This window comes from Deinococcus budaensis, from assembly GCF_014201885.1.
Lineage (GTDB): Bacteria > Deinococcota > Deinococci > Deinococcales > Deinococcaceae > Deinococcus > Deinococcus budaensis.
Window position 1 is genome coordinate 55,568 of sequence record NZ_JACHFN010000011.1, and the last position, 13,038, is coordinate 68,605.

The following is a 13,038-nucleotide window of genomic DNA, read 5'->3' on the forward strand; positions in this document are numbered from 1 at the left end:
TTGGCAGGTCAGGGTGATGGGTCTTCTGTCAAACACGCTATGGGCGGAGGAGCTGCCACAGCGCGCCGCTCCCCCGCTGCCCGTGTCCTGGCTCAGGGAGCCGTGCGCAGGCGCCGCTGCCGGGCCGTCTCCTCGGGCATGATCCAGGCGCCGGGTTTGGCGAGGTGGTCACGGCTGACGCGCGGCTTCTGGCCCGCCGTCTGGGTCGACAGGGTGCCCAGGCGCTCGTACCACTTGTAGGGCTGCACCTCGACGCCCGCCGCGAGGGCCGCGTCGAGGACCGCACGGTAGCCCTGGTGCCCCAGCCGGGCGGCTTCCAGGTAGTCGAGCGCGCTGTACCTCGCCTTAGCCTGCACGAACAGGCTGTCGGCGCTCTGGGCGGCGGCCGAGACGCCACCGGCCTTACCCGCGCGGCGGGTCAGTTCCAGGATCGCGTTGGCGTTGTTGAGGTACGCGGCCGTCAGGTAGCGGTACTGGCTGTCGAGGTTGAACTGCCCGAAGCCGCGCGACAGGTCGTTGTACGACATGATCGTGGCGCTCTGGTCGCCCGTATTCGTGAAGTAGAACTGGCCGTCCGGCCCGTAGGAGATGTCCTGCTCGCTGTCGTAGCCGTCGTGCGGGTGCGAGAGGCTGAGGTGGTGGCCGATCTCGTGGACGGTGGTGTCGGTAAAGCCGTACCCGAAGTCGATCAGGTCGGGCGTCAGGAAAGAGTACACGAAGCTCTGGGTGCCGGTCTCGCCGTCGTCATAGGCGATGCCCAGCAGGCCCGGCTGGGTGTTCTCGTTGTCGTTGAAGGCGTAGATCGGCAGCAGGTACTTGTTCGCCGCCGCCGACTTGTACTCCTCGCGCAGCTCGTTGAGGCTGTACTGAAACAGGCGCTCGCCGCTGAAGTCCGCGAAGTTGGGCGAGCAGATGTCGTCCAGTTCCACCGGGAAAAAGCACTTGTACACGTCGGCGAGGTCGCCGTCGAGGGCCGTCTGCTTGACGGTGGTGCTGAACTTGGCGAACGGCTGGAGGACCGAGACGCGCTCCTGCATCAGACCAACGTTCAGGAGCTTGGTGGGGTCGGCGGCCCCCTCACCCTGCTCGACATGGACGCTAAGTTCGATCTCCTCGGGCATCCGGGGCGGCGTCAGGGCCACCCGGTAGATCGGGCTGGGCGTGAACAGGAAGTTCAGCGCCGTGTAGCGCACCACCCGCGCGAGGTCGGGGCTGACCTTGCGGTACACGCCGTTGCTGGCCCGGCGGGTACCGTACTGCCAGATGGGCGGCATGCGGTAGTCCTCGATGCCGTCGCCGTTGAGGTCCGGGTAGGTCACGTCCCAGGCGTCCGTCCAGGGGTCGGGGTTGGCCGAGAGGTCGTAGAACCACACGCGCTGCGCGGGCGCACTCGCCCGGACGCTGCCGCCCCAGGCGATCAGGCGGCGGCTGGCGCGGTCTCCGAACTTCACGAAATCGGGGTCTGTGGGAAGGACATCGGTATCGGTCGCCCCGGCCCGGGTGTACGAATGGAATTTGAAGTCCGGGCGTCCGTACCAGTTCACCAGATAGACCGTGTACTCGCCGGGCTTGACCCCCACCCGCGCCACGTTGTCGGCCAGCCAGTTCTCGGTGAGGTTGCCGTCAATCTCGTAGTTCCCCGTGATCGGACGGTCGATCAGGGGCGAGGGCGTGGTGCAGGCATCGTCGGGGACCTGCACGTCCTTGCCGGTTTCGGGATCCTTGACCGTCTTGTACTGGCAGTTGAAGTACTTCTGGAAGACGGTGAGCGGCTTTTCCGTCCCGTTCGACCCGATGAACCTGAAAAAGTCGTCCTCGAACGCCTGGTCGGCGAAGACGTAGTTGTATTGATAGTCAAAGGCGTTGCCGGTGAACTCCTTGGAGCCGTAGGCGCTGGGAATCCGCGCGATGGTGTCGTATGACTTCGGCAGAATCTCGCTGAAGTCGCGGGTGTTCACGTCGCGCGCCGTGGCGACTTGCCCCGGCGAGGTCTGGCGGTAGCCCACGAAGACCACGTTGACCTTCAGCGCCGCGCGGATGGTGTCCTGCTCGCCGGGCTTGAGGGCCGACAGGCGCCCGAACTCCGTCGGGGTGCCGCCCGGCGGGGTGTGCGGCGCGGGACCCCCTCCACAGGCCGCCAGAAGGGAAAGGCTGAGGAGTGCGGTGGCGGCGGTGGTGCGTGGCTTCATGCTGCCTCCTGGGTCGCGCAAACCCGGTTGGGGTGTCTTGTCAGAAAAGTGTAAGGCTTCGGGAGGGGCAGGTGTGCCGCGCGTGAGGAGCGGCGCCGGGCCACACCCCGGCTTGACCCCTTCCGGGGCGCCGCGCTACGCTCTTTCCCAGCTCCCGCGTGGAGCGCACCCATATCCAGAGCGCCCGAGAGACCTGGCTCGTTGACGGCGCGGCAACCGGACCCCATCGCGTCACGGTGCCAAGGCCAGCCCGGCGCGGTGTCAACGATGACCGCCGCGCACGGGACCGATCAGGGAAGGTCACGCGGACGGTACAGCCCCGCCCCTTCTCGACATTCCGAGAGGGGGCGCCGCTTTTTTTTCAGGCGCGTCCCCACAGGCCAGACGAACTTTTTTTTCCTGTGAGGAGGGCCTTCCTGTGGCCGACCACCAGCACCTGCCCCAACCGTTCCACTTCGACACCCTTCAGGTTCACGCCGGGCAGCGCCCCGACCCCGCGACGGGCGCGCAGGCCGTGCCCATCTACGCGACGAACTCCTACGTGTTCGAGTCCCCCGAGCACGCCGCCGACCTGTTCGGGCTGCGGGCGTTCGGGAACATCTACAGCCGGATCCAGAACCCCACGACCGCCGTGCTGGAGGAGCGGGTGGCGGCGCTGGAGGGCGGCGTGGGCGCGCTGGCAGTGGCGAGCGGGCACGCGGCGCAGTTTCTGGCGATCACCAACGTGGCGCAGGCCGGAGACAACATCGTCTCGACGCCCAACCTGTACGGCGGCACGGTCAACCAGTTCCGGGTGACCCTGCGGCGGCTGGGAATCGAGGTGCGCTTCACCAGCAAGGACGAGCGCCCGGAGGAGTTCGCGGCCCTGATCGACGACCGCACCCGCGCGGTCTACCTGGAGACCATCGGCAACCCGGCGCTGAACATCCCCGATTTCGGGGCCATCGCGGCGGCCGCGCACGCGCGCGGGGTCGCGGTCTTCGTGGACAACACCTTCGGGGCGGGCGGGTACTACTGCCAGCCGCTGAAGCACGGCGCGGACGTGGTGCTGCACTCCGCGAGCAAGTGGATCGGCGGGCACGGCAACGGCATCGGCGGGATCATCGTGGACGGCGGCGCCTTTGACTGGGGCAACGGGCGCTATCCCCTGTTCACCGAACCCAGCCCGAGCTACCACGGCCTGAACTTCTGGGAGGCGTTCGGCCAGGGCAACGCGCTGGGGCTGCCCAACGTCGCCTTTGTCACCCGCGCCCGCACCGAGGGGCTGCGCGACCTGGGGCCGACGCTGGCGCCGCAGCAGGCGTGGCAGTTCCTGCAAGGGCTGGAGACCCTCTCGCTGCGCGGCGAGCGGCACGCGCAAAATGCTTTGAGCCTGGCCTCGTGGCTCAGCGCCCACCCCGACGTCTCGCGGGTGACCTACCCCGGCCTCTCCAACCACCCGCACTACGACCGGGCGCAGACGTACCTGCCGCGCGGGGCGGGCGCGGTGCTGACCTTCGAGCTGCGGGGCGGCCGGGCGGCGGGCGAGGCCTTCATCCGCTCGGTGCGGCTGGCGCAGCACGTCGCCAACGTGGGCGACACCCGCACGCTGGTGATTCACCCGGCGAGCACCACCCACTCGCAGCTCGACGAGCTGACGCAGGCGGCGGCGGGCGTGACGCCGGGGCTGGTGCGGGTCTCGGTGGGGATCGAGCATATCGGGGACCTGAAGGAAGACTTCGCGCAGGCGCTGGCGACGGCCCTGGTGGGCGCGGAGGGGGCGTGACCGCCGTGACGGCCCGGCCCGCCCCGGCGCCCCTGCCCCCACAGACGCAGGGGTGGCCCCAGCCCCAGACCGCGCGCCTCTTCCGCGACTCGCCCCTGCTGCTGGACGGCGGGCAGGCCGTCACGGACCTGCGGGTGGCCTACCACACCTACGGCACGCCGCAGGAGCACGCGGTGCTGGTGCTGCACGCGCTGACGGGAACCAGCGCCCTGCACGAGTGGTGGCCGGACTTCCTGGGCGAGGGGCGCCCGTTCGATCCCGCGCGCGACTTTATCGTCTGCGCGAACGTGCTGGGCGGCTGCGCGGGCAGCAGCGGCCCGGCGGAGCTGCCGCAACTGAACGGCGAGGACGCGCCCCTGACCCTGCCCGACCTCGCGCGGGTGGGCCGGGCGCTGCTGGAGCAGCTCGGCGTGCGGCGGGTGACGGTCGTGGGCGCCAGCATGGGCGGAATGCTGGCCTACGCCTGGCTGCTGGAGTGCCCCGATCTGGTGGACCGGGCGGTGATCGTCGGCGCCCCGGCCCGCCACTCGCCCTGGGCCATCGGGCTGAACACGGCGGCGCGCAGCGCGATCCGCGCGGCGCCCGGCGGCGAGGGCCTCAAGGTCGCCCGGCAGCTCGCCATGCTCAGCTACCGCAGCCCCGAGAGCTTCGCGCGGACCCAGCCCGGCTGGGGCGCCCGGCGGCCCGGCGTGCCTGCCATCACGACCTACCTGGAGCACCAGGGCGAGAAGCTGGCCTCCCGCTTCTGCGAGCGCTCCTACCTGGCGCTGACCGCCGCGATGGACCGCTTTCAGCCGGGCGACGCCGAACTGCGCGGCATCCGGGTGCCGGTGCTGGTGGTGGGCATCTCCAGCGACGTGCTGTATCCGGCCAGCGAGGTCGGGGCTTACGCCGCCCTGCTGCCCCGGGGACAGTACCGCGAGTTGGAGAGCGTCCACGGCCACGACGCCTTCCTGATCGATTCGCAGGCGCTGCCGGAGTGGGTGGACGGATTTCTGCATCCCTGAAGCGGGCGGGGCAGGCTGTGGGGTGAGCTGGAGCCGCTCCACGGCCTTTTTCTTGGCACCTTTCTTGGCAACGTGCTTTCTTGGCACCTTTCTTGGCAACGTGCGGCGGCGGCGCAGGGGTGTCCGCCCGGCAAGTCCCTCGCCTCCCCGTGAGCGAGTCTCGCGGTCTGGCTGAAGCTGTCTTCAAGGTTCTCACACGGCTCCTCCACGCTTCAGGGGAATGCTGGCGGCACTCCGCCCCCCGCCTGCCTTCCGTCCATGCCTGTTCGCCTGGAGCCAGCCTGATGACCGTGTCCATGTTCTTTCAACTGATCGAAGGAGCCGGGCTGCTGCTGCTGGCTCTTTATCTTGGGTACTCGCTGTGCGCGCTGCTGGCGCGGCCCGGACGGCCCGCCGAGCGGGAGGCGCCGCTGGCCCTGACCTTCCTGATTCCGGCGCTGAACGAGGCGCAGGTGATCGCGGCGACCCTGCACAACCTGCGGGCGGCCGATCCCGGTGCCCGGCTGGTGGTCATCGACGACGGCAGCGACGACGACACGGCGGGGCAGGTGGCGGCGCTGGCAGCGCAGGACCCGGGCGTCTTGCTTTTGCGCCGCTGCCTGCCCGAGGCCCGCAGCGGCAAGGGCGAGGCGCTCAACTGGGGGGTGCGGGAGCTGCTGCGGCGCGGGCTGCTGCCGCCCACGCCGCTGGACGAGCAGGTGCTGGTCGTCTTCGACGCGGACGGGCGGCTCGACCCCGGCCTGCTGGCCGAGGCGCGGCGGGCCTTTGCCGACCCCGACGTGATCGCCGCGCAGGCCCGCATCCGGGTGCGGCAGGGCGCGGCGCGGGAGGCCGGGTGGCGCGGTCTGCTGGGCAAACTGCTGCTGCTGCAACAGGACCTGGAGTTCTACGTGGTGCGCCATATCCAGCTGCTGCGCCAGCGGGTGCAGACGGTCGGGCTGGGAGGCAACGGGCAGTTCATGCGCCTGAGTTACCTCGCCGCGCAGCTGGACGCCGGGCGCGCCCCCTGGCCCCCGGTGCTGCTGGAGGACTTCGCCAGCGGGCTGGAGGTACGGCTGTCCAGCCCCCGGCACCGCCTGGTGTTTCTGGAATCGGGGGTCAGCCAGCAGGGCCTCACCGACCTGCGGCGCTTTCTGCGCCAGCGGGCGCGCTGGACGCACGGCAACCTGCAATGCGCGCCCGCGCTGGGCCGGGTCTGGCGCGCGCCGATGCGGCTGGGGGCGCGGCTGGACCTCACCTACTTTCTGGCGCAGCCGTGGCTGAACCTCGTCACGCTGGCGCTGGGGCTGTATTACCCGGCGCGGGCCGTGCAGCGGCTGCTGGCAGGCGAGGTGAACTGGGCGCTCACGCTGACGCTGCTGGCGCTCAACCTCTGCCTGCCGCTGGCCTGGGTGCTGCTCTACAGCCGCGAGAACGGCCTGACGCCCCGCCGGGCGGCCTTTGCCGCCGTGGGGATGCCGGTGTATATGCTGATCATGATGCTGAGCGTGCCGCTGGCCTTTCACAACTTCCTGCGCGGCCAGCACAGCTGGGCCAAGACCCTGCGCCATGCCGAGGCCTGACGCGGGCACGGCACCGGGCGGGGTGGCCGCGCCGCATCCCAGGCGCCATAGTGAGGCCCAGAAGCGGGCACATCCCGCCTGCCGAGGTAAGCCTTGACGAACTTTTTCACCGTACTGGACGCACTTGGTCTCGCTCTCTTGTGCTTTTACAGCCTTCAGATGCTGCTGGCAGCGCTGCTGCCCCGGCCCCGCCGCCCGCACGCCGCCGACCCGGACGTGCGCTTTACCTTTCTGATTCCGGCGCTCAACGAGGCGCAGGTGATCGCGGCGACGGTGCGAAACCTGCGCCTCGTCTCGCCGGATGGCCGGGTGGCCGTGATCGACGACGGCAGCGACGACGAGACGGCGGCGCAGGTGCAGGCGCTGGCCGCCTCGGACCCCGGCGTGCTGCTGCTGCGCCGCCGCTTTCCGGACGCCCGCCAGGGCAAGGGCCGGGCGCTGAACTGGGCGGTCACCCGGCTGCTGCGGGACCTGCGCGCCGGGGGAGCCGACCTGCGGCGCGAGGTCTTCGCGGTGATCGACGCCGACGGGCGCATCGGGCCGGAATTGCTCGACGAAGCCCGGCATGCCCTGGGCGACCCGCAGGTGATGGGCGCGCAGGCCCGGGTGCGGATTCGCCAGTCGGTCGGTCGCCTGCGGCCGGGCAACGTGATCGGGCGGATGCTGGAGCAGCAGCAGGACGTGGAATTCTTCATCACCCGCCACCTTCAGGGGCTGCGCTCGCGCTGGCACACCGCCGCGCTGTGCGGCAACGGGCAGTTCATGCGGGCCAGCTACGTGGCCGAGCAGCTGGGGCGGGGCGTGGACCCCTGGCCCGACGTGTTGCTGGAGGACTTCGCCAGCGGCCTGGAAATCCGGCTGGCGCAGCCGGGGCACCGCCTCGCCTTTTTGGAACGCGCGGTTACCCAGCAGGGCCTGCCCGACCTGCGGCGCTTCTCGCGCCAGCGCGCCCGCTGGACCCAGGGCACCCTGCAATGCCTGCCGTACCTGGGGCGGCTGTGGACCACCCGCGTGCCGCTGCTGGCGCGGCTGGATTTCAGCTACTTCATCCTCAGCCCCTGGCTGAACGTGGTGCTGGTGCTGACGCTGCTGACCCAGCCGCTGCGCTGGGCGACCGGAACGCACGGCCTGCTGCTGGAACCGGCAGTCGGCCTGGGCCTCAGCCTGCTGAACGCTGGGCTACAGCTCAACTGGCTGGTGCGCTACCAGCTCGAAAACCGCATGAGCCTGGGCCGGGTGCTGTTCACCGCCGCCAGTTTTCCGGTGTACGGCTTCGCGCTGTTCCTGAGCCTGCCGCTCGCCTTCAAAAACCACTTCAGCGGTCGCCGCACCTGGGACAAGTCCGCCCGCCACGCCGAGGGGGGAAGTCCCCTGGCCCCCGAAGTGCCCCTGCCGCCCCCCCCCCGGCCCGAAGCGCAGTACATGTCGGGCACGTCGGGCGACTGAGCCACAGGCACCGAAAGCAGGAGCGGCACCGGGAAGAGGCCTGGTGCCGCTTTGCCGCTGCGCCCCACCGCCTATTCCACCGCCTCGCCGCGCTGGAGCCGCACCGCCCGGACCAGATTCTGGTACATCAGGGCGCTGGTGAGGGGGCCGACGCCGCCCGGTACCGGCGTCTGCGCGTGGACGGGAAGACCGGGCAGCGCGTCTCCCACAACGCCCTCGCCTCCCTCCGGGACGTTGATGCCCGCGTCGATCACGACGTGGCGGGCGTGGACGTGCTCAGGTCCCAACAGGCCCGGGTGGCCCACGGCCACGACCACCGCGTCCTGGGGGGCCAGCACCCCGGCGAGGTCACGGGTGTGCTCGTTGCAGAGCGTCACGGTCACGCCCCGGTTGTTCAGCATGAAGGTCAGGGGCCGCCCCACCGTGCGCCCCGGCCCGATCACGGCCACCCGCACGCCGCGCAGGTCGTCGCCCAGCACCTGCCGCAGCAAAAAGCGCACGCTGCGGGGCGTGGGGGGCAACAGCGCCTCGGCCTCCCGGCCCGCCGCGATCAAAGCCAGGTTGGCGGGCGTCAGGCCCTCCACGTCCTTGCGGGGCGCCACGCACAGCAGCGCGGCGTCGGCGTCCAGGCCCGGCGCGAGCGGCAGTTCCAGCACGGTGCCGTGAACGCCGGGGTCTTCCGACAGGTCGCGCAAGGCCGCGTGCAGCGCCTGCTGGGTGGCCTTCGGCCCCAGGTCGCGCACGCTGAAGCGCACGCCCAGCCGCTCGGCCTGGCGCGCCTTGCTGTGAACGTAGACGCGGGAGGCTTCGTCGTCCGAGGCGAGCACGCTGACCAGATGGGGCGCGAAGTCCCACCCCTTCAGCGCCGCCCGCACCCCTCGCGTGACCTCCGCCGCGAGCGGTTTGCCGAGCAGCTCGCGCGGGGCGGCCCGGTCCTCTTCCCGTCTCCCCTCCTGGGCCGCCATCTCAGTGCCGGAAGTGCCGCGAGCCGGTGAAGACCATGCTCAGGCCGAGTTCGTCCGCCGCCGCGATCACCTCGGGGTCGCGTTTGGCGCCGCCGGGTTGAAGCACCGCCGTCACGCCCGCGCCCGCCGCGAGCCGCACCACGTCGTCGAAGGGGAAAAAGGCCTCGGAGGCGAGCACGGCCCCGTGTGCCCGCTCGCCCGCGTTCGCCACCGAGCGCTCGGCGGCCCAGATGCGGCTGACCGCCCCCGCGCCCACGCCGACCGTGACGCCCGCGCGGGCCAGCACGACCGCGTTGCTGCGCGCGTGCTTGACGACCGCCCAGGCAAAGCGCAGGTCGGCCCATTCGGCCTCGGTGGGCTGCCGGGAGGTCACCCCCTCGGGGCAGAGGTCGGCCCAGGTGCGGGTGTCGCGGCGCTGCGCGGCGAACCCCCCCGCGAGGGGCCGCAGGTCGAGCGTGCCGGGCCGCGCACCTGCGGCGGCGACGAGCACCCGCAGGTCGGGCTTTTTCGCGGCGAACCACGCGGCGGCTTCGGGGGTCACCTCGGGCGCGATCAGCACCTCCAGAAAGGTGCCGCGCGTCGCCTGGGCTGCCTCCAGGTCCACCGGGCGCGTCACCGCGACCACGCCGCCGAACACGCTGAGGGAGTCGGCGTCGCGCGCCCGCTCCCAGGCCGCCGCCACTGTGTCCGCCACCGCCACGCCGCAGGGGTTGGCGTGCTTGACGGCCACGCACACCGCGCCCTGTTCCTGCCCGGCCAGCTCCTGCGCCAGCGCCCAGGCCGCGTCCGCGTCGGCGTAGTTGTTGAAGCTCATGGGCTTTCCGGCGACCACCCGGGCGTCCAGCACCGGCCCGCGCTCCGCGCCCAGGCGGTACACCGCGCCCGGCTGGTGCGGGTTCTCGCCGTAGCGCACCTCGGCCACGCGGGACAGCGGGAGGGTCAGGGCGGCGGGCAGCGCGCTCCCTCCCGCCCCGCCCTCCAGGTAGGCGCTGATCGCCGCGTCGTAGGCGCTGGTGTGGCGGTAGGCCTTGGCCGCGAGGCGGCGGCGCTCGGCGGGGGACACCTCGCCCTCCAGCGCCAGCGGGTAGTCGGCGGGGTCCACGAGCACCAGCACGCCCGCGTGGTTCTTGGCGGCGGCGCGGATCATCGCCGGGCCGCCGATGTCGATGTTCTCCACCGCTTCTTCCAGGGTGGCCCCGCGCGCCACCGTCTCGCGGAAGGGGTAGAGGTTCACGCACACCAGATCGATGGTGCCCAGCCCATGCGCGGCGAGTTCGGCCAGGTGGCCCTCCTCGCGCCGCGCCAGGATGCCGCCGTGGACCGCCGGGTGCAGGGTCTTGACCCGCCCGTCCAGAATCTCGGGAAAGCCGGTCACGTCGCTTACCGCCGTCGCCGGAATGCCCGCCGCGCGCAGAGCGGCCAGTGTGCCGCCCGTGCTGAGAAGCTCCCAGCCGCGCGCCGCGAGGTCCCGCGCAAAAGCCTCGATGCCCGTCTTGTCGCTGACCGAGATCAGCGCCCGCCTGCTCACTCCTGCCTCTTGCTGCGTCATGCCTGCCGCCTCCTGCCCTTTCAGAAGAAGCGGACGCCCCCAGCCACGGTGGCAGGGGCGTCCGACCCAGGCGCGCGATCCAGTCTTGAAATGCGGGAAGCTTCCCCGTGGTGGCCCACGTTCAGCGCCAGTCGCCCCCCGCCGCAGAAGTCAGGATACAGGTTCAGGGAGCGGCGGCCACCGCCTCGACCTCGATCAGCAGCTCGGGGCGCACCAGGGCCGCGACCTGCACTGCGCTGCTCGCCGGAGGAGCGGCCACCTTCACGAACTCGTCCCGGACGGCGCGCATCTCGGGCAGGTGCGCGAAGTCGGTCAGAAAAAAGGTCAGCTTGACGACGTGGTCAAAGGTGCAGCCGACCTCCGCCAGGGCCAGCTCGATGTTTCGGAACACCTGCCGGGCCTGCGCCGCGAAATCGCCCGCCCCGACGACCTCCCCCTGGGCGTCCAGGGCGATCTGCCCGGACAGGTAGAGGGTGCGCCCTCCCCGGACTTCCGCGAGGTGGGAATACCCCGGCGCGTGGCCCAGGGCAGGAACGTTGACGAGGCGGATCTGGGGAGAATCGCTCATCCTTCCCGGCCTTCAGTTGCTGTTGCCCGAGCCGTCCGGGTTCCCGGCGCCGGGGGGCGTCTCGTGCGTGAGGGTGAGGGCGCCCGCTTCGGAATCGCTGCCGATCACCGACCGCAGTTCCTCCAGCACGGCGCGCTCCTTGTCGCTGACCTGCTCGCCGCCGATGCCCAGGAAGCCGCCCTCCTTGGCGGCCTGGGCGGTGCGCTCGGCCACGGTCAGCAGCAGGCGGCGGTAGGCCGCGAGGTCCTCGGGGCCGGCCTTGCTGCCCACCAGCCACACGACCTGCCGCACGGCCTCGACGCTGCGGGCGCGGGCCTCGTCCATGGTGCGGGCGCGTTCCTCCTGGGGGCGGTCCTGGGCGCTGGGGGGCGTGCCCATCAGGTCGGCGGCCATCGCTTCGAGCAGCGGCGTGCGGCCGGCGGCCGCCATCTGGTCGCGGATGGCTCCCGCGATGGCCTGCGCCTCCGCGACCAGCCCGGTCAGGCCGCTGGGGCTGGCCGCCACCACCGCGGCGCCGACCCGGCCGGGGCCGGTCATGATCTGGAACCACTCGTCAGGCGTGAACTTGTCCTTGAGGCTCATGGGGTCACCTTAAGCGGGGAGGGTGCAGCGCGGCCTTGGGCGAGCCTTTAGCCGGGGACGCGCCCCGCCGCCCCAGCCCGTGTGCCCAGCTGAGCCATCAGGCTTTTTTTAGTCTTCCGGCCCGGCGGGCCGCTCGCCCCTACCCTGAAGGCATGGACGAGATCAGGGTCGGGTCGTGGGCCGAACTGCACGAGGTGCTGTACGCGGACACCTGGAACCCGCAGCTGCGGCGTTTCCGGGCGCCCTTCGTCTTCCGGGGGCAGGGGCAGGCGGGGGCCAAGCTGACGACCTCGCTGCAGCGCCAGGGGGGCGACACCCGGGCGACCGAGCGGCATCTGGTGCGGAACTTTCGCAAGTACGCCCACCGCAGCGGCGTCGACCGCGACCTGCCGTGGTACTGGCTGGCGGTAGGGCAGCACCACGGATTGCCGACCCGGCTGCTCGACTGGACCTCCTCGCCGCTGGTGGCGATGCACTTCGCCACCGCCGAAGAGGAGCTGTACGGCGAGGACGGCGTGATCTGGATGACCGACTTCACCCGCACCAACGCGGCCCTGCCGGCCCCGCTGCGCAGCCTGCTGGAGGCGGAGGGCGCCGACATCTTCACGGTGGACCTGCTGACCGCCTACTCGCGCGGGCGCCAGAGCGCCGCCGAGGACGGCTCACCCCTGCCTGACCCCGCCACCTTCGACCTGGGCTGGCTCGAGGACCTGGAGCGCGAGACGAAGCAGCCTTTCTTGCTCTTTCTCGAACCGCCCTCGCTGGACGAGCGGATCGTGCAGCAGGCGGCCCTCTTCTCGCTGCTGTCCAACCCCGACGCGGCGCTCGACGACTGGCTGGCCGGACAGCCCGGCAGCGCCCGCAAGGTGACCCTCCCCGCCGGGCTGAAGTGGGAGATCCGCGACAAGCTCGACCAGTCCAACATCACCGAGCGGACCCTCTTTCCCGGCCTGGGGGGCCTCAGCCAGTCGCTGCGGCGCTACTACCGGGTGCGCGGGGGCACGCCCGAGGGAGCGCGGGACTCCCTGGAAGAGCAGAGAGACGCGCTGGAGCGCCGCTCGTGAAGGAGGCAGGGGGCCTGAGGGGGCCAGTCTGAGGGAGTCGGCCGCCTGTTAACGGCCGCGCCCCTCAGTACATGTGGAACCCCTCCAGCCCGGTCGCCTCGCTGTACTGGGTCTGCACGTCGTCCACGCGGGCGTGGGGCGGGCCGCGCCGCAGCCAGTGCAGCAACCGGGCCAGGGCTTCTTCCGGCCCCTCGGCCACGACCTCCACCCGGCCGTCGAGCATGTTCTCGGCGCTGCCACTCAGGCCCAGGTCGCGGGCGTATCTCTGCACGTAGCGGCGGTAGCCGACCCCCTGCACGGTGCCGGAAACGAGAGCGGTCAGGCGCATGGGGGGCATGGTA

11 protein-coding genes and 2 riboswitches are annotated in these 13,038 nt (G+C 71.4%); of the genes, 5 read left to right on the plus strand and 6 right to left on the minus strand.

Translation table 11 applies throughout. The annotated features are described in order from the left end of the window. Positions 1 to 92: 92 nt before the first annotated feature. Positions 93 to 2,189, minus strand: coding sequence for a zinc metalloprotease (locus tag HNQ09_RS13775; RefSeq protein WP_184030404.1), 2,097 nt, complete (start codon positions 2,187 to 2,189; stop codon positions 93 to 95). A gap of 168 nt (positions 2,190 to 2,357) precedes the next feature. Next, a riboswitch (SAM riboswitch) is annotated at positions 2,358 to 2,463 on the plus strand. 144 nt (positions 2,464 to 2,607) lie between these two features. Between HNQ09_RS13775 and HNQ09_RS13780 the strand changes: the two genes are divergently transcribed. The 4 genes from HNQ09_RS13780 (at position 2,608) to HNQ09_RS13795 (ending at position 7,969) form a co-directional block, all read left to right on the plus strand. Then, positions 2,608 to 3,954: an aminotransferase class V-fold PLP-dependent enzyme gene (locus HNQ09_RS13780; protein ID WP_184030406.1), complete on the plus strand. Its 1,347-nt coding sequence runs from the start codon at positions 2,608 to 2,610 to the stop codon at positions 3,952 to 3,954. Continuing rightward, positions 3,951 to 4,961, plus strand: a complete 1,011-nt coding sequence (locus HNQ09_RS13785) for an alpha/beta fold hydrolase (protein ID WP_184030408.1) — start codon at positions 3,951 to 3,953, stop codon at positions 4,959 to 4,961. The genes HNQ09_RS13780 and HNQ09_RS13785 overlap by 4 nt, the downstream gene beginning before the upstream one ends. A gap of 284 nt (positions 4,962 to 5,245) precedes the next feature. Then, the gene (locus tag HNQ09_RS13790; protein WP_221269840.1) at positions 5,246 to 6,523 is read left to right on the plus strand and encodes a glycosyltransferase; all 1,278 of its coding nucleotides are present in this window, start codon (positions 5,246 to 5,248) and stop codon (positions 6,521 to 6,523) included. A 159-nt stretch (positions 6,524 to 6,682) separates the two neighbouring features. Continuing rightward, positions 6,683 to 7,969 carry a glycosyltransferase gene (locus HNQ09_RS13795; RefSeq protein ID WP_246363370.1) on the plus strand — a complete coding sequence of 429 codons (1,287 nt, stop codon included), beginning with the start codon at positions 6,683 to 6,685 and terminating at the stop codon, positions 7,967 to 7,969. A 71-nt stretch (positions 7,970 to 8,040) separates the two neighbouring features. On the opposite strand, the gene HNQ09_RS13800 is transcribed toward HNQ09_RS13795, so the two are convergent. From HNQ09_RS13800 to HNQ09_RS13815, 4 genes are all read right to left on the minus strand, one after another. Next, positions 8,041 to 8,934 (minus strand): bifunctional 5,10-methylenetetrahydrofolate dehydrogenase/5,10-methenyltetrahydrofolate cyclohydrolase, encoded by an 894-nt coding sequence (locus tag HNQ09_RS13800; protein WP_184030413.1) that lies wholly within the window; start codon positions 8,932 to 8,934, stop codon positions 8,041 to 8,043. A 1-nt stretch (position 8,935) separates the two neighbouring features. After that, a complete protein-coding gene (purH, locus tag HNQ09_RS13805) occupies positions 8,936 to 10,483 on the minus strand; it encodes a bifunctional phosphoribosylaminoimidazolecarboxamide formyltransferase/IMP cyclohydrolase (protein ID WP_221269841.1) in 1,548 nt (515 codons plus the stop codon). Between the two features lie 57 nt (positions 10,484 to 10,540). Further along, positions 10,541 to 10,628, minus strand: a riboswitch (ZMP/ZTP riboswitch). Positions 10,629 to 10,646: 18 nt separating this feature from the next. After that, entirely contained in the window at positions 10,647 to 11,051 is a 405-nt protein-coding gene (locus HNQ09_RS13810) for a RidA family protein (protein ID WP_184030414.1), read from the minus strand. 12 nt (positions 11,052 to 11,063) lie between these two features. Next, on the minus strand, positions 11,064 to 11,633 hold the full coding sequence (locus HNQ09_RS13815; RefSeq protein ID WP_184030416.1) for a hypothetical protein: 570 nt from the start codon (positions 11,631 to 11,633) through the stop codon (positions 11,064 to 11,066). 152 nt (positions 11,634 to 11,785) lie between these two features. Between HNQ09_RS13815 and HNQ09_RS13820 the strand changes: the two genes are divergently transcribed. After that, positions 11,786 to 12,697 (plus strand): FRG domain-containing protein, encoded by a 912-nt coding sequence (locus tag HNQ09_RS13820; protein WP_184030418.1) that lies wholly within the window; start codon positions 11,786 to 11,788, stop codon positions 12,695 to 12,697. Positions 12,698 to 12,761: 64 nt separating this feature from the next. On the opposite strand, the gene HNQ09_RS13825 is transcribed toward HNQ09_RS13820, so the two are convergent. Continuing rightward, positions 12,762 to 13,025: an acylphosphatase gene (locus HNQ09_RS13825; RefSeq protein ID WP_184030421.1), complete on the minus strand. Its 264-nt coding sequence runs from the start codon at positions 13,023 to 13,025 to the stop codon at positions 12,762 to 12,764. Between the last annotated feature and the right edge of the window lie 13 nt (positions 13,026 to 13,038).